Here is a 16,231-nt window from a genome sequence, read left to right as displayed (position 1 = left end):
GGTGCGTTGACAGGCAATCCACGATCTGAAAACGTACCAGATGATCGAAGGGATACATTGAGCTGAGGACGCATCCCGCACGATCGAACGAGCCCCTTGGCGCACGGCGGCATGGGAGAATCTGGGAGGATACTATGACGAGGATTACACTCGGCGGTGCCGTCCTGCGCGGCACTGTAGCCACTGCTTTGATGGCGTCGCTGATGTCGGGATCGGCATTGGGTTCGCCGCCGGTCGATTTGAGTAAGTGGTCGCCGGAATATGTGCGCTCCATCGCCGGAACACAGGATTTCGACACGGCCGCCGATTGCGGTAAGGTCACTCCGCTCGACTACAAGGGGCGACTGACGTTCTGGTATCAGGGTGTGTTCGAGGGCGACCCCGATCTCCTGCGCCAGTACTACAAGGATTTCTTCGAGACCTTCCGCAAGACCTATCCGAACATCCAGCTCGAGGATCAGGCCCTCACCTACAACGACCTTCTCGACAAGTTCCGCACGGCGCTGCTCGGCAATGCCGCGCCGATGGCGGTCCGCCTGCAAATCCTGGGCGGAACCGAGTTCGCCTCGAAGGGTTATCTGCAGCCGCTCAAGCCGGAAGATGTGGGCTATCCCACGGAGGATTTCTGGCCCGGCGCCATGAAGGCGGTAACCTGGGATGGCGTGACCTACGGCATTCCCACCAACAATGAGACGATGGCGTTCATCTGGAACGCCGACATCTTCAAGCGGGCGGGCCTCGATCCGGACAAGGCTCCGGCGACCTGGGACGACGTCGTCAAATATTCCAAGCAGATCCATGACAAGCTCGGCATTGCCGGCTACGGCCTCGTGGCGCGCAAGAACGCCGGTAACACGCCGTACCGCTTCATGCCGCAACTATGGGCCTATGGCGGCGGTGTCTTCGACGAAGCCTCCGCGAACCCGACCTATAAGGAGGTCGAACTCAATAGCCCGCAAAGCAAGGCGGCGTTGCAAGCCTCCTACGACATGTATGTTCGCGACAAGTCGGTTCCGGTTTCGGCGCTCACCAACCAGCAGGCCGATAACCAGCCCCTGTTCGTCGCCGGCCAACTCGGCATGATGGTCTCGCACCCGTCCGACTATAACGTCATGCTCGACCTGCAGAAGAAGGCAACGGGCGCCGACAAGGACAAGGCGCAGACCGTCATCGACAACATGCGCTATGGCCTGATCCCGACCGGCCCCGACGGCAAGCGCGCCGTCGTGTTTGGCGGCTCGAACATTCACATCCTGAAGCCCGAATATGTCGAGGGCGGCAAGGTGGACGAGCCGGCTGCAAAGGCCATCATCTGCATGTGGACGAGCCCTGAATGGTCGTTGAAGATGGCGTATGCCGGCTCGAACCCGGGCAACCTCAACGGCTTCAAGACCAAATGGATGAAGGAACGTCTGGACAACATCAAGTTCCTCGATGTCACCACCTCGATGTTGCCATACGGCATTCCGTTCCCGGCGCTGCCGCAATCGCCCGAGATCATGAATATCATCGTCCCGGACATGCTGCAGAACGCCCTGACCGGAGCGATGACCGTCGACCAGGCAGCGGATGACGCGGCCGAGAAGGTGAAGAACCTGATGGACGGACTCTAGTCCGGGCCTGACCTGCGATCCGACCGGCTGTGCCGATAGTGCGTGCAGCCGGTTTGCTCCGAAGAACAAGGGCACGCCATCGTGACGATCGTGACCGGCAAGGCCGAGGCTCGCCGAAGATTGCAACCCGGTAGCTCCGGCATGCTGCGGAATATCTGGGAGCATCGCGCCGACTACGCATACGTGCTTCCAGCGATCGCCGTGATGCTCATCGTCATCGCCTATCCGATCTACTACACGGTCGAGCTGTCGTTCTTTAAGACGCCGCCTGGCCTGCAGCTCCGCGACAAGACCTTCATCGGATTGGACAACTACACGGCCATCCTCACCAGTCAGGTGTTCTGGAAAGTCACCTTGAACACCCTGATCTGGACGATCGCATCTACCTTCGTTGCCTTTGCCTTGGGATTTGCCGCCGCGCTGGCCCTCCACCGCGAGTTTATCGGCCGGGGTGTCCTGCGCGCTATCCTGATCATTCCCTGGGTCATCAGCGCGGTTGCCGCCTCCTATATCTGGAAGTGGATCTACCATTCGGACTTCGGCATCATCGGCGCGGTGCTGGTCGGCCTCGGATTGGCTGACCGGCCGCCGAACTTCATCGACAACGTCAGCACGGTGCTGCCCTCCTTGATCGTCGTCAATATCTGGCGCGAGTTTCCGTTTGCCATGATCATGATGATGGCCGGTTTGCAGACGGTCCCCGACCAGTTGTTGCGCGCCGCGGAAGTCGACGGGGCCAATGAATGGCAGCGTTTCTGGCACGTCACCTTCCCGCATCTGCGCAACGTCTCGACGGTGACGATCCTGCTGCTCGCAGTGGCCAATTTCAATTCCTTCATCATCCCGTGGATCATGACCGGTGGCGGGCCGTCGAACGCTTCGCACATCTGGATCACCCACATTTATGAGCTCGCCTTCGGCCGGCAGCGATGGGGCGTCGCATCGGCCTATTCGGTACTCCTGTTCCTCATGCTGATGGTGCTGGGCTACTTCTACGTCCGTGCGCTGGCCGGCAACGAGCGCAAAGAGGGGAGCGCATGAGCACGATCGTCGAGACAGTCCCTCGACGTCCGGCCCGGCGCCGCATGCGCATCGACGGATGGCGTTGGGCCGGGCGCATCTTCCTCGTGTTCATGCTGCTTTACACCGCGTTGCCGATGATCTGGATGCTGATCACCTCGATCAAGTCCGGCTTCGCGGCGATGCAGTTCCCGCCGCAATGGTGGCCGGAAGAGCCTACCCTGGCCAGCTACCAGAAGCTGCTCGATCCGCAAAACAGCGTCGGCCAGGACTTCCTGCGTTTTTTCTGGAACAGCCTCTACGTGTCCACGGTCACCACAATCCTTTCGGTGATCGTGGCCGTTCCTGCGGCCTACGCGTTTTCGCGCTTTCGTTTCCCCGGTCGAAACTTCCTGTTCTTCACCGTGCTTTTGCGCAACATGTTCCCGGCGGTGATCTTTCTCGTGCCGCTCTTCATCCTGATGCGCGCGATCGGGCTGGTGAACACGCATGGCTCGCTCATTCTCACCTATCTCACCTTCGGCCTGCCGCTGGCGATCTGGCTGCTCAAGGGCTTTTACGACAACATTCCGGTGCAGCTCGAGCAGGCGGCGCGGATCGATGGGGCGACCCGGTTCCAGGCCTTCATCCTGATCGTGATGCCGCTCTCGACGCCCGGAATCATCGCCACCGCGATCTATTCCTTCATTGGCGCCTGGAACGAGTACATCTATGCCTACACCTTCCTTTCCAAGAACGAGCAGTTGACCCTGCCGGTCGGCATACAGCGTTTCTTCTCGGAGAATACGACGGACTTTCCGGGCCTGATGGCGGCCAGCTTCATGATGAGCGTGCCCGTCGTGGTGCTGTTCCTCCTCCTGCAACGATACTTCGTACGCGCCCTTACAGAAGGCGCGGTCAAACACTAGAGCCGGATGATTTCAGGTCTGTTCGACCTCAAATCTGAATCCGCCTCTAAATCAAAGAGATAGAGCATGATGTCGTCCGAAAACCGCTTCACACTTTTCGGCATCATGCCGTAGGGAGTTGCCGATGGCCCACGTGGTCCTGAGAGATCTCGTCAAGACCTATGGCGGCTTCAAAGCTGTCAACGACGTTTCGCTGACGGTCAATGACGGCGAGTTCGTTGCGCTCGTCGGCCCTTCGGGCTGCGGCAAGACAACCACGCTCAATCTTGTCGCGGGATTGATCCCGGTCACATCGGGCGACATCGTCATCGGCGACCGCGTGGTCAACGACCTCGACCCCAAGGACCGGGACATCGCGATGGTGTTCCAGAACTACGCGCTCTACCCGCAGAAATCGGTCTACAAGAACCTGGCGTTCCCGCTGCAGATGCGCAAGCTGCCCAGGGACGAGATCGACAGGAAGGTCAAGGAAGCGGCGCGCGTGCTCGACATGACGCACCTGCTCGAGCGCAAGCCGCGCGAACTTTCAGGCGGGCAGCAGCAACGTGTCGCCTTGGGGCGCGCCCTCGTCCGCGACCCTGCCGTTTTCCTCATGGACGAGCCGCTCTCCAACCTCGACGCCAAACTGCGCGTCCAGATGCGCTCGGAGATCAAGCGCTTCCACCAGGACCTCAAGGCGACCATCATCTATGTCACGCACGACCAGCTCGAAGCCGTGACCATGGCCGACAAGATGGCGGTGATGAACGGCGGCTACCTGTTGCAATACGATTCTCCGGCGCAGGTCTTTGCCCATCCGGTGAACATGTTCGTCGCCAGCTTCATCGGCAGCCCGGCGATGAGCCTTGTTCCACTGGAGGCATCGACAGCAAACGGCAACACTGCGTTGACCGGCGCGGAGGGCTGGAGCCTTGAGCTCTCGCCGCTCAACGCCCGGAAGGTTGCGAAGGCAACGTCGAGGAAAGTCGTGCTCGGCGCACGTCACTCGACCATCAGGCTCCACAAGAGCGCGGTGCCAGGCAGCGTCCCGGCCAGGGCCTATACAGTGGAGCCGACCGGAGACGTCACCTTCGTGCAGGCGTTGCTGTCAGGCGCCATCGTCAACATCAGCGTGTCCCCCAACATCGCCGTCGCACCTGACGAGCAGATCTGGCTCGAGTTCGACCAGGAGCGGCTGCATCTGTTCGATGGCGAAACTGAACTGGCCCTCAAGGCCGGCTGAGACAAGACGGGGTTCATTGGGAAGGTTGGGGATGACTGAAAAGCTTAAGATCACCGCGATCAAACCCTATCCTGTATGGGTTGGAACGCGTAATCAGATGCTCGTCAAGATCGAGACCGACCAAGGCGTCTTCGGCTGGGGCGAGAGCGGCTTGAGCGGGCGCGAAAAGGCCGTTGCCGGCGCGGTCGAGCATTATCGCGAATTTCTCATCGGCCGCGATCCTATGCAGATCGGGCGGATCTGGCAGGAGGCATATCGCAGCCAGTACTTCGAAGGCGGGCGCGTTCTGCAGGCGGCGATCTCCGCCATCGACATCGCCCTGCACGACATCAAGGGCAAGGCGCTGGGGGTGCCGGTCTACGAACTGCTGGGCGGCAAGCAGCGCGATCGCATCCCCACCTTCGCCTCGACCGGAGACGAGGCCGAGGGCGATGCCGCCGTCGAACGAGCCCGGGAGCTGCGCGCACGGGGGTGGCAGGCGATCCGCTTCTTCCCCGCAGGGCAAAGCAGCAGGGACATCTTCGAACCCCGCGAGTCGATCGGCGCTACCGCAAGCATGCTGAACAAGGCGCGCGAGGCGCTGGGCGACGACGTCGTCCTCGGCATCGACTATCATCATCGGCTGTCGGTGGCAGAGGCGGCGAGCTTCTGCAACAAGCTCGGCCGCGGCGTGCTTGATTTTCTCGAGGAGCCGATCCGCGACGAGACACCTGAAGCCTACGAATCCCTGCGCAGGATGACCGACATTCCCTTTGCCATCGGCGAGGAATTTGCCAGCAAGTGGCAGTTCCTGCCCTACATCGAGCGCGGCATCCATCAGTTCAACCGTCTCGATGTCTGCAATGTCGGCGGGCTCACCGAGGCGATGAAAGTCGCCGGCTGGAGCGAGGCGCACTATGTCGACCTGATGCCGCACAATCCGCTTGGTCCGGTGTGCACGGCCGCGACCCTGCATCTCGCCGCCGCCGTACCCAACTTCGCGTGGCTCGAGACCAGGGAACCCGAGACGAAGCTGGGCTTCGACAATTCCGACTTCTTCCCCGTGCAGCCACGGCTCGACGGTGCCGACTATCCGGTCAGCGACCTGCCGGGCCTCGGCGTCGAGGTCAACGAAGCGGCGGTCCAGGCGGAGGCTTTTCGTTTCTGGGAAGCGCCTCACCTCAGGCGCCGGGACGGGTCTGTTACGAACTGGTAGTTCCATCTCAACCGGAGTCCACAATGACGCATATCCCTGACATCACGCGACCGTCCAAAGACCTCATTGACGCCCTGAGGGAAATCGGCGCCGCGACGGTTGCCGGCACGCTGGGCCACATGGGTTTCCGCAATCCTCACATGGTCGGTCCGGTGGCGCAGAACCATGGGAAGTCGATCGTCGGGCCGGCGCTGACGCTGCAGTTCCTGCCGCAGCGGCCGGACCTCTTCAGCGAGGGAGAATACGCCGACCCGGAAACGCAACTGCACCGGCACGTGCTCTATAACGCGCAGGAAGGCGATGTGGTCGTCGTCGACGCGCGCGGCGACATGAGCTCGGGCGTCTTCGGCGATATGATGTCGACCTATTTCAAGGGCAGAGGCGGCGCGGGCATCGTAATCGACGGCTGCATGCGCGACCGGCCCAATGTCGAGAAGCTCGATCTGCCCCTATGGCTGCGCGGCTGGACGCCCAACTACCATGTGCAAACCAGCATCTATCCGAACGCCGTCAACGTTCCGATAGCCTGTGGTGGTGTCACGGTGATCCCGGGCGACATTATCATCGCAGACGACGACGGGGCGGTTGTGCTTCCCGTCGCAATGGCGGCAAAGGTAATTGAAGAATCGAAAAAACATCACGATTGGGAGGAGTTCTCGCGCGAGAAGCTCATGCAGGGCGCCCCGCTGCAGCGCTACTATCCGCTGCATGACGATGCCCGCGGCGAATATGAGGAGTGGCGCAAAGCCAATCGCCCGGCGGATTGAAGCAGGCATTCAAGACGATCCATATGTGCGGTGAAACTTGATGTGCGCCCCGACAGACTACTGGGAAGCCGTCTCAGCCGGGACCGCGCCGCCGACGAACGTCCCGATCAAGAAAGGCGCTTTCGTCGGGCGAGGCGGCGGCTCCGACACGGAAGGCGAACGACGTGACCCGCGTCGCATTGATGTCGATACCGCATCGGAAGCTCAGATGGTACCATGTCGTTGCCGTCCGGAAAGCGGTGTCGGGGGCGTCAAGAACATTGCCGGCCTTAAGCGGAATGCTTGGGATCAATTGGGGAGAATAAGAGGCGTCGTTCAACTCTTGCTCCAGAACGCTGGCGCAAAGTCTGGCGGCCCGTTGATCGCGAGGCACGTCGGCCATCGAGTTCGTTGCGAACACATCACCGGTGGCGCCTTGCGAAAAGAGTTTGCGAACGCCCGGAAGGCCCGAATATGGCCGCGGTGTAGCCGCGGCCACGTCCGTGGAGTTTGGCTCTTCGGTGATTCCGCGTCCTGACTTCGTAGCCTTTGCGGGGCGGGGTTTCGGCACGTTTTCGGGTTTGGTCCGAGGCGCCTGAGCCGACGCGGGAAGCTCGATCTCACCGTTGTCCCCAGGGGCAGCCAAAGGCATTGCGGCCGCGGATGCCTGTTTGTCAGAGGGTGGGGTCGCAGCCTCCTGTTTGTCCGCTTCCGGCTTCTCATTAGTCTTGGCTGACTCTGTCGGCTCTCCGGGGTCTGGCGCTGGGGCGGGTTTACTCTCCGCATCCTTTGGCGCGACAGCCGACTGTGGCTCGTTATCCTTGGCCGGCGATGGCACATTGTCTTGAGCGCTGCCTCCATTCAAGGATTTTTTGGGGCCAGTGTCTTTGTCGCCGAACTGAAAAACAGGCTTCAGGACCTCGATTGGCGGCAGCTTTTCCGGTGCCGGCTTTTCAACCTTCTGCTCCGGCGGCTTGTCGGGTTGCGGTGGACGCGGCGCGGGAGCGGGTTTCGGCTTCGGCGGTTCGGGTGGCGGGACGAGTGCGACATTGACCGGTTCCTCCTCCTGCGGCTGCTGGGCAGGAACGGGCAGGCCATAGACCAGGAACGCGGTGATGAGCGCATGCAGGACCAGCGATGCGGGCAAGGCCCACAGCAAGGTCCGACGCCGCTCGGATTTCTCGGTCTTCATCCCTCACGATGTGGAGCGAAACTGCGGCGGCATCAAGCGTGGCAACCGTATTGGCGCATTCAGCCGCAGCTCAGCAGTGAGGAGACGACGCCTGATTGCTTCTCGCCGCCGGCTCCATTCTCTGCATGCCCGCCACCAATCTCAGCGACGCAGGCTGGCGTCGCGGGCACGCTCGCGGAGCTCTTCGCGAGAAAGGCCCGCATCCGCCAATATGCTGTCTGGAAGCCGCCTCAAGTTCGCAAGCGTCTGGCGATAGGCAAGCCAGCGGGCGAAACGGTGTCGAAGTTCATGCAACATGATCGTCTCCTTGGCGAGCGGGATACCCACGCTCTTGGATTGGTCGAAAACGCAAAGCAATCGCGCAAAGCGTATGCACGATCGAACGGATTGGGCTGACTTCCTGGCCACCGAGGCGTGCCTGTCATTTTCCTGCCAGGGCAGGATTATCCAACGCCTCCAATGGCTGCATACTTGCGCATGATGTCCGCTTCGCGCTACAGCCACGGTCGCAAGGAGTTTTTCATTTCTGCAAAATGGATATTGGCTGGGACGATCTGAGGTTGTTTCTCGACGTTGCGCGGCTGGGTGGCCTGAGCGCGGCTACGGCAACCACGCGCCTCAGCGCAGCCACACTCGGACGACGCGTCACCGCGCTCGAAAAGCAGATCGGCGAAGCGCTGTTCGTACGGCAGCAGACCGGCTACCGGCTAACCCCGGTCGGTGAAGAACTGCTGCGGCGCGCCGAAGACGTCGAAGCAGCAATGCAGTCGCTGACCCGCTGGCGCGAGGGAAACCTGCCCGACCGCATTGTCCGCGTCTCGGCCGGGCCTTGGACCTCGGCCTTCGTTTCGGCCCATATCGGCGAAATCTGGACGGTCGATGACGGCATCAGGGTGGAACTCGTCACCACCACCGACCGGGTCGACATCGGTCGCCGCGCCGCCGATATCGGCATCCGCAGCGAGCGTCCAACCGAACAGTGGCTGGCCGGCCGCCAGAGCGGCAAGGTCGCGTATGCCATTTATTCCGGACGCCACCTGATCAACGGCATCGCTGCCGGCTTGTTCGTCGGCGTCACCGGCGAAGGAGCAAACGTCGCCTCGGCGCGCTGGCTGCAAGCCCATCACGGCGACCGCATCGCCGTGCGAGGCAACAACACCCATTCGGTGCGAGAACTTGTGGCCGCGGGCGCCGGCCTTTCCGTGTTTCCGTGTTTCGTCGGCGACAGCGATCCGCGGCTGGTTCGCGTCGCTCAGCCTATCCCCGAACTCGAAACCGACCAGTGGATCGTCACCCATCATGAGGAACGCCACTCCCCGCCAGTACGAAAGATTGCCGACCGGATTGCCGCTCTGATGCGGGCCTATCAGCCGTTGTTTCGCGGCAAGATGCCGATCCGCTAAGCCTCAGGCGTCGATCGGCCGCCAGATTCTCAAGGTTCTGGCGCGTGAGGCGGGCGCGTGAAGCTTGAAGGGGTTGGATCCCGGATTGTGGATTTTCGCTGGCCAGAACGGGCCAATTCCGGAAATTGGCTGGAGACTCGTCCAAAAGGTCCCACATCTTGTCTTGCCGCAAAGTTCACCCTCTGATTCCCTGTGCCAAGGCGATAGAACCTGATTCTTGCACCTGGCGTGTTCAAGCGGCGCGTTCCGGGAACTTTTTGTCGATCAATTCCAAGGAGACAAGACGATGAGCACCGCGGCAAGGCCCGTCATCTCGGAAATGCGGCCGAAGATAACCGTCATTGGTGTGGGCGGTGGCGGCGGCAACGCGGTCAACAACATGATTGCCGAAAATCTGCAGGGTGCGGAGTTCATCGTCGCCAACACCGATGCCCAGGCACTGACCATGTCGAAAGCATCGCGGCTGATCCAGCTGGGTGCCCATGTCACGGAAGGCCTGGGCGCCGGGTCGCTGCCGGCGGTCGGCCGCGCGGCAGCCGAGGAATCGATCGACGAGATCAGGGACCACCTTGCGGGAACCCATATGTGCTTCGTGACCGCCGGCATGGGAGGCGGAACTGGAACCGGTGCCGCGCCCGTCATAGCGAACGCTGCACGGGCAGCCGGCATCCTGACCGTGGCCGTCGTCACCAAGCCGTTCACCTTCGAAGGGAAGCGCCGCATGCAAGCCGCCGAAGAGGGCATCGAGCAGCTTCGCGAATGCGCCGATACCGTGATCGTTATTCCGAACCAGAACCTCTTCAGGATCGCCGACGCAAAGACGACTTTCGCGGACGCCTTCGCCATGGCTGATCGCGTCCTTTATTCCGGCGTCGGCTGCATAACCGATCTCATCGTCAAGGAGGGGCTGATCAATCTCGACTTCGCCGACGTGAAGTCGGTGATGCGCGACATGGGCCGCGCAATGATGGGTACCGGGGAAGCCACGGGCGAGGACCGCGCCAGGAAGGCCGCCGAAGCGGCGATAGCAAACCCGCTTCTCGACGAAGCCTCGATGATCGGCGCCAAGGGCGTCCTGGTCTCGATCTCGGGCGGCATGGACATGACGCTGTTCGAAGTCGATGAGGCCGCCACCCGCATCCGCGAGGAGGTCGACGCCGACGCCGACATCATCGTCGGCGCCATATTCGACCGGGCACTCGCCGGAAAATTCAGGGTCTCAGTCGTCGCGACAGGATTGCGGCAGGGCCTGGAGATACCGCAGTAGGCAGGATCCGGGCTGCTGATTTATGAGTCTGGTGGACCGTGGTCATGGGCTTCGCCACCGAAAAGTCGGCCCGCAAGCCCGCACCATCGAACTTGCCGGTGAATTCGCGTTGCCGGCCTAGAGACCGAATTTGTTTCGAGGCCGCTGCCACGAATGCGCGAACTCGCATCAGCGCCGCCGCGGAACCGCTCCCAACTGCAACCGCGCCGCGAATGCGCTTCGACCCGGATCCCCAAAAGGCCATACAGATTGACCACGGCAGACATTTCGCCTGCGATATGGCCAGCATCTGCTGACCACATGATCGGCCCTTTTTGATCGGTGATGCGGGCTCGCTGGATATGGCACAATAAAACCGGCATGGTCAGACGTCGGGAGCATCCAGTGGCGGCCAGCCTCGCAAGCACTATTTCGAAGAAAAACTCAGGTCTACCCGACAGGAGCATGCTCCATGGCTGACACGCCGACACCCGATGCTTCGTTTCTCGCGGCCCTGACGACAGAGCATTTCGTGCAGCAGACAGCGATCAGCACGTCCATAAGTGAAATGGCGTCGCGAACGACCATCTACATTATGTCTCTGTCGAGCGCTCTGGTGGCAACGGGCTTTGTTACGCAGTCCTCCGAGTTCTTCCTGCCGTTTGTCGCGGTTGTGCTGCCATCGGTCTTTTTACTGGGTGCCTTTACCGTCTTGAGGTTGGTCGACATCGCCGCTGAGAACATGCAGGCCCATATCGGCATTGCCCGGATCAGAGCCTACTATCGAACTTTGGGCGACGAGGCTGCCTTCCAGTTTTCCAAGGAATTCGGCCGCTGGCCCGAAAATGACGCCGAACCTTCTCTTCGTACTGGGCCTCTCCTGGCGTACCTGACCACTGCAGCGACTATGATCGCATTCATAAATGCCATCGTCGCTGCGGCGGGCGTTACTCTGCTTGCGTTTCGTGTCGGTGCAGAACTATTGCTCGCGCTGTGTCTTGGTGCTGGAACAGCAATCGGCTTGATGACGATTTTCTATTTATACCAGCGCCTTCGGACGAAAGGCATGGTCCGCATTGCCAAACCCTATGGTTCTGAAAAAAGCGTGCTTTGAGCGGGTAATGAATGTGGTGTTTGTCTGAACGCCGCCGGCATGGCAATTCCGATCTCATTGACGACCAATGCTCCACGCTCTTCGCAGGCTGTTCGCAATGGCGAGCCCTTTCGGGATCGAGATATTTGCGCAAACTTTTTTGCCCGGCATGCGTTGTTCGTTCTCCGAGCACAGGAGAAAGCCATGCAGACTAAGTCGCAGACTTCAGCTGAAGCCGCCAAGCAACGCCATATCCAGCGTGGTATCGACGCCAAAGACGAGACGAAGAGCAATGGCAAAATGCAACACGCGATGCAAGCCGGCGCCCGCAAATATCCCGAGCCGCCTTTTCCCGAGCAGCATCAACCCAAACCGGGGCATGAATGGGCGATCGAGCCCGCTCCGCTCTACGATGCGCCTTACTACCTCGGATCGAAAAAACTCGACGACAAGGTAGCGCTTATCACGGGTGGTGATTCCGGCATCGGCCGTTCGGTGGCAGTCTTGTTCGCCCGCGAGGGCGCCGACATTGCGATCGTATACTTGAGTGAAGACAGGGACGCCGAAGCGACCAAAAACGCCGTCGAAAAGGAAGGCCGGCGTTGCATACTGATAAAAGCCGATGTCAGTGAACGCGAGCATTGCCGCAACGCCGTGGCGCTGACGGTCGAAAAATTCGGCAGGATCGACGTGCTGGTCAACAACGCCGCTTTCCAAATCCATTCCAGTGACTTCAACGACCTGACCGAGGAACATTTCGACACGACGCTGAAGACTAATCTTTACGGCTATTTCCATATGGCGCAGGAGAGCGTGCCGCACATGGAGCCGGGCTCCGCGATCATCAATACCGGTTCGGTGACCGGCATCGACGGTTCCAAGCAACTGGTTGACTATTCGATGACCAAGGGCGGCATTCATGCCTTCACGCGAGCGCTTTCGGGCAATCTGATCGGCAAGGGCGTCCGGGTAAACGCGGTCGCGCCAGGTCCGGTGTGGACGCCGCTCAACCCTTCGGACAAGGAAGCCAACGACGTCTCGAAATTCGGCGCGGATACGCCGATGAAACGGCCAGCGCAACCGGAAGAACTTGCCCCGGCTTACGTGTTCCTCGCCTCGTCGCATTGCTCGAGTTACATCACGGGAGAGATCCTGCCGGTGGTCGGTGGCTACTGAGGTCGCGGAACGTATTTCATTGCATTGGGCTACCGAGTAGACGGCACGCGACGACGTCGTCTCCAGGGAGACGCTTGCCGCGCTCGGTCGCTTCAAGAAACGCGTGATCGGTGCCGTGCGCCGCCGCTACACGGCACCCGCCACGGCTCCGGAGCAATAACGCTCCGTGTTGGTCGAAATCCTCGCTCGCGTTTTCAATTTTCTGAATTTCCGCTTGGAACTCTCCCGCCGGCATACCGTTCAAACATCATTGAGCCGGGAGAACGACCATGCCACGAGGCGACAAATCGAAATACAGCGACAAACAGGAACGCAAAGCCGACCACATTGCCGCAGGCTATGAGAAGCGCGGTGTTTCCGAGAAGGAATCCGAGCGCCGGGCATGGGCGACCGTCAACAAGGACGATGGCGGCGGCAAGAAAGAAGGCGGCTCGGGTCGTGGTAAACACACCGGACACCCCGCGGCCCACAAGGGTGGGAAAAGCGGCGGCAAGGCATCGGCTTCACGGTCAGCCGCAAGCCGATCGGAATCGGCAAAGAAGGCAGCGGCAACCCGCAAGCGGAATGCCGAGCACCATGCCCATTAACTGCCCCGCAACAGGTTCGGAGCGCGATGAAACCCAAGCTCGTCAATCAGGTCAGCGGGCAAAGAATTTTCGTCGTGGTGCTCGACCTCGGCGACGAAGGCTTCGGCGCGCTGACAGCCTTCGCAACCGACCAAAACCTCGGCAGTGCCTCTTTGACTGCGATCGGAGCGTTCGGCGCCGCCTTGATCGATCTTAATGCGTGAGGTTGGCAAGCGCCTGCCCGGCTCCTTGGCCATCCATGGCGGATGTCTCTGTGGCAGGATCCGATTCAGCGCCGGGATCGAACCGAGGGTTCACTACTGCCACTGCGATATGTGCAGACGAGCGACCGGCAGCGCGTTTGCAGTTCTTGCCTGGATGCCCTGCCAAAGCCTGAGCTGGAATTCCGGAACGCCAACATATCGAAGGTCTTCGCCGATCGCGCAAAGAGGCTTCTGCCCAGAATGCGGGTCGCCGCTCAGCCTTTGCTACGACGCGTCGCCAACCGAGATCGCGCTGCACGTCGGTACCTTCGATGATCCGGCTCACCTGGTGCCTCGGTACAACTACGGTTCAGCGCAGCGCCTTGGTTGGGTGTGCTGCGGAATAGACCTACCGGACCGCGACACCGAGGAGCGCTGGTAGCGCCGCCTGTTGCGAATGACCCAGATTGCCGATCAGGAATGCGGCCCTTGTCGCCGTGCCCCGAAAGTGCGGTCTCGATCTGCCCGGCCTACCGACGTGGCCAGACCGTCGACAAGCCCTAAGCGCTAGCCGGTTTTGATCCTTTGGGGGGCCGCATTCTCTATCGCGAGGAAAATCGCTTCGAACAGATCCTCGTCGCGGAAGGGCTTGCCGAGCAAGGGCACGTCGGCCGGCCGATCGGCAATCTCCCGGGCATCGGCATAGCCCGTGATCATGACCGCTGGCCAGTCCGAGCGCAAATTGCGCGCGAAGCGGATCACGTCGACGCCGGATACGAGTGGCATGGCGAAGTCGGTGATAATGACGTCGAACTGGTTGGGAGTGCGCTCCATCATGGCCAGCGCCTCCGCCCCTCCTCCCGCGCAGGTCACCTCGAAACCACGTTGGCGAAGGGACTCGGCGGTCAATTGCCGCAAAACATGGCTGTCGTCGATCAGGAGGATTGATGGGTGCTCCATCCCGGCATCGGCGAACGCTCGTTCAATGTCGGGTTCCACCGCAGGATCGACCGGCTGTTCGGTCGAACGTGGCAGCCAGAGTTGCATGGTAGTTCCGCGGTTGACGACGCTTTCTATGCGAAGTGTCCCACCTGACTGCTTCATGAAGCCGTAGACCGTGCTGAGGCCGAGGCCCGTTCCCTTACCGACCGGCTTGGTGGTGAAGAACGGTTCGACGACTTTGGCGACAAGATCGGGGGGTATGCCGGATCCGGTGTCCTTGACGGCGATCAGGACATAGTCGCCCGGCGGAATATCCTCTGTTTGCGTCACGATCGATCGATTCTGCGCATGCACGGTTATTGTCCCGCCAGAGGGCATGGCGTCACGCGCGTTGAAAACCAGATTCATCAGGGCCAATTCAAGTTGGCCTGCATCGACATGCACCGGCCAGATCGTGTCATCGATCTGCCAGTCGAAACGGATCAACCCCCCCAGTACGGGCGCCACCAATCCATTCATCGTGTCGCCCAGCGCAGCAAGGCGCACCGCTTCCGGCTTCAGGGTCTGGCGCCGCGAGAATGCCAGCATTCGCGCGACAAGGTCAGCGCCTTGTTTTGCAGAACGCCGCGTCAGGTCGAGTACCTGTTGCGCCTGATCATCCAACGTAGCCCGGCGTTCAAGCAGCCCTAACCCACTGAGAATTGCGGCGAGCAGGTTGTTGAAATCATGCGCCAGGCCGCCGGTTAGCTTGCCGATAGCGTCGATTCGCTGGGATTGAAGCAGCTGATCCTCAAGACCGCGCCGCTCCGTGATGTCAAGCAATGTGCCGATAATTTCCGGTTCACGGCCATCTGACCCGTCCGACATCACGCCCTGGTCGAGAAAAATGCGATACTCGCCATTGGCGCAATGCCAGCGGAACTCGCACGTATAGGAGCCGGTGGTTTTGGCCGCCAGCAGCGCTTGCTTCAATCGCGGCAGGTCGTCGGGATGAACGCGGTTGAGACCGAACTCCGGATCCGATGTCAGGTATTCAGGCGCAAAGCCGGTCAAGCGCTCGACGCCCTCCGTAACAAAGCGCGCCGCGAAGGGTGGCTCGGCTGCCCGAGCATGAAAGCAGACCGGCAACGAATTCAGGATGGCATCCTGCCGTTGCTCGGCGCTGCGCAGCGCGCGTTCGGCCTGAAGCTTGTCCTTGTGCGCCTGCAACGCCTGCGCCAATAGTCCCTGCTCGACCTCCGCCTTGCGCTGGATCTCGAGCGTCTTCTCGTGGAGTTCGACGAAAACCGCGACTTTCGAACGCAGCATGATCGGATCGAATGGCTTGAACACATAGTCGACCGCGCCGGCATCATAGCCGCGCAGCATATGCGCATCCTCCTTGTTGATGGCGGTCAAGAAGATGATTGGGGTGCGCTTGGATTGCTCGCGCTGGCGGATAAGTGCGGCCGTTTCATACCCGTCCAACCCTGGCATGAGGACATCCAGGAGAATGACGGCGAACTCCTCTTTCAGCAAAAAGCGCAGAGCCTCTTCGCCCGATTGGGCGCAGATGACCTCTCCGATAGTCGCGAGCACTTCGCTGATCGCCAGCAGATTGCGCTCATCGTCGTCCACCGCCAGGATACGGGCTCTTGCCGGCCCTTCGGCAAGAGCTGCCACCTCAAGTTTCCTTACCCTGTTTCTTGCCAGCTTTTGCATCGAAC

General features: G+C 60.9%; 15 protein-coding genes. 13 read left to right on the top strand and 2 right to left on the bottom strand.

The window, feature by feature from the left end; all coding sequences use genetic code 11:
* Window positions 1–134 precede the first annotated feature (134 nt).
* The 6 genes from X751_RS153610 to X751_RS153635 all read left to right on the top strand — a co-directional run bounded on the left by X751_RS153610 (window position 135) and on the right by X751_RS153635 (window position 6,725).
* Window positions 135–1,613 carry a sugar ABC transporter substrate-binding protein gene (locus X751_RS153610; protein WP_023668101.1) on the top strand — a complete coding sequence of 493 codons (1,479 nt, stop codon included), beginning with the start codon at window positions 135–137 and terminating at the stop codon, window positions 1,611–1,613.
* Window positions 1,614–1,694: 81 nt separating this feature from the next.
* Window positions 1,695–2,654, top strand: a complete 960-nt coding sequence (locus tag X751_RS153615) for a sugar ABC transporter permease (RefSeq protein WP_023744511.1) — start codon at window positions 1,695–1,697, stop codon at window positions 2,652–2,654.
* Window positions 2,651–3,541, top strand: a complete 891-nt coding sequence (locus tag X751_RS153620) for a carbohydrate ABC transporter permease (RefSeq protein WP_023714612.1) — start codon at window positions 2,651–2,653, stop codon at window positions 3,539–3,541. Before X751_RS153615 ends, X751_RS153620 begins: the two co-directional genes overlap by 4 nt.
* 124 nt (window positions 3,542–3,665) lie before the next feature.
* Window positions 3,666–4,763, top strand: coding sequence for an ABC transporter ATP-binding protein (locus X751_RS153625; RefSeq protein ID WP_023739523.1), 1,098 nt, complete (start codon window positions 3,666–3,668; stop codon window positions 4,761–4,763).
* Between the two features lie 31 nt (window positions 4,764–4,794).
* Window positions 4,795–5,958, top strand: coding sequence for a mandelate racemase/muconate lactonizing enzyme family protein (locus tag X751_RS153630; protein WP_023712168.1), 1,164 nt, complete (start codon window positions 4,795–4,797; stop codon window positions 5,956–5,958).
* Between the two features lie 23 nt (window positions 5,959–5,981).
* Complete coding sequence (locus X751_RS153635; RefSeq protein WP_023744510.1) at window positions 5,982–6,725, top strand: ribonuclease activity regulator RraA; 744 nt, start codon at window positions 5,982–5,984, stop codon at window positions 6,723–6,725.
* Window positions 6,726–6,798: 73 nt separating this feature from the next.
* Here X751_RS153635 and X751_RS153640 read toward each other — a convergent pair whose 3' ends face one another.
* Window positions 6,799–7,896, bottom strand: coding sequence for a DUF930 domain-containing protein (locus tag X751_RS153640; RefSeq protein WP_023744509.1), 1,098 nt, complete (start codon window positions 7,894–7,896; stop codon window positions 6,799–6,801).
* 533 nt (window positions 7,897–8,429) lie between these two features.
* On the opposite strand from X751_RS153640, the gene X751_RS153645 reads away from it, so the two are divergent.
* From X751_RS153645 to X751_RS1000000168435, 7 genes are all read left to right on the top strand, one after another.
* Window positions 8,430–9,299, top strand: coding sequence for a LysR family transcriptional regulator (locus tag X751_RS153645; RefSeq protein ID WP_023744507.1), 870 nt, complete (start codon window positions 8,430–8,432; stop codon window positions 9,297–9,299).
* A gap of 286 nt (window positions 9,300–9,585) precedes the next feature.
* Window positions 9,586–10,566, top strand: a complete 981-nt coding sequence (gene ftsZ / locus X751_RS0133165) for a cell division protein FtsZ (RefSeq protein WP_023702103.1) — start codon at window positions 9,586–9,588, stop codon at window positions 10,564–10,566.
* Window positions 10,567–11,017: 451 nt separating this feature from the next.
* Window positions 11,018–11,659 carry a hypothetical protein gene (locus X751_RS153650; protein WP_023702102.1) on the top strand — a complete coding sequence of 214 codons (642 nt, stop codon included), beginning with the start codon at window positions 11,018–11,020 and terminating at the stop codon, window positions 11,657–11,659.
* A gap of 183 nt (window positions 11,660–11,842) precedes the next feature.
* Window positions 11,843–12,814 carry an SDR family oxidoreductase gene (locus X751_RS153655; RefSeq protein WP_023744506.1) on the top strand — a complete coding sequence of 324 codons (972 nt, stop codon included), beginning with the start codon at window positions 11,843–11,845 and terminating at the stop codon, window positions 12,812–12,814.
* A 269-nt stretch (window positions 12,815–13,083) separates the two neighbouring features.
* On the top strand, window positions 13,084–13,401 hold the full coding sequence (locus X751_RS153665) for a hypothetical protein (RefSeq protein WP_023687854.1): 318 nt from the start codon (window positions 13,084–13,086) through the stop codon (window positions 13,399–13,401).
* Window positions 13,402–13,427: 26 nt separating this feature from the next.
* Window positions 13,428–13,604, top strand: coding sequence for a hypothetical protein (locus X751_RS1000000166940; RefSeq protein WP_023744504.1), 177 nt, complete (start codon window positions 13,428–13,430; stop codon window positions 13,602–13,604).
* Window positions 13,597–14,025, top strand: a complete 429-nt coding sequence (locus tag X751_RS1000000168435) for a GFA family protein (protein WP_156936373.1) — start codon at window positions 13,597–13,599, stop codon at window positions 14,023–14,025. Before X751_RS1000000166940 ends, X751_RS1000000168435 begins: the two co-directional genes overlap by 8 nt.
* A 125-nt stretch (window positions 14,026–14,150) precedes the next feature.
* Here the strand turns inward: X751_RS1000000168435 and X751_RS153670 are convergent, their stop codons facing one another.
* Entirely contained in the window at window positions 14,151–16,226 is a 2,076-nt protein-coding gene (locus tag X751_RS153670) for a response regulator (RefSeq protein ID WP_023744503.1), read from the bottom strand.
* Between the last annotated feature and the right edge of the window lie 5 nt (window positions 16,227–16,231).

Origin of the sequence: Mesorhizobium sp. LNJC394B00 (genome assembly GCF_000502555.1) — a bacterium.
GTDB lineage: Bacteria > Pseudomonadota > Alphaproteobacteria > Rhizobiales > Rhizobiaceae > Mesorhizobium.
This window is presented reverse-complemented; position numbering and strand designations above follow the sequence as displayed.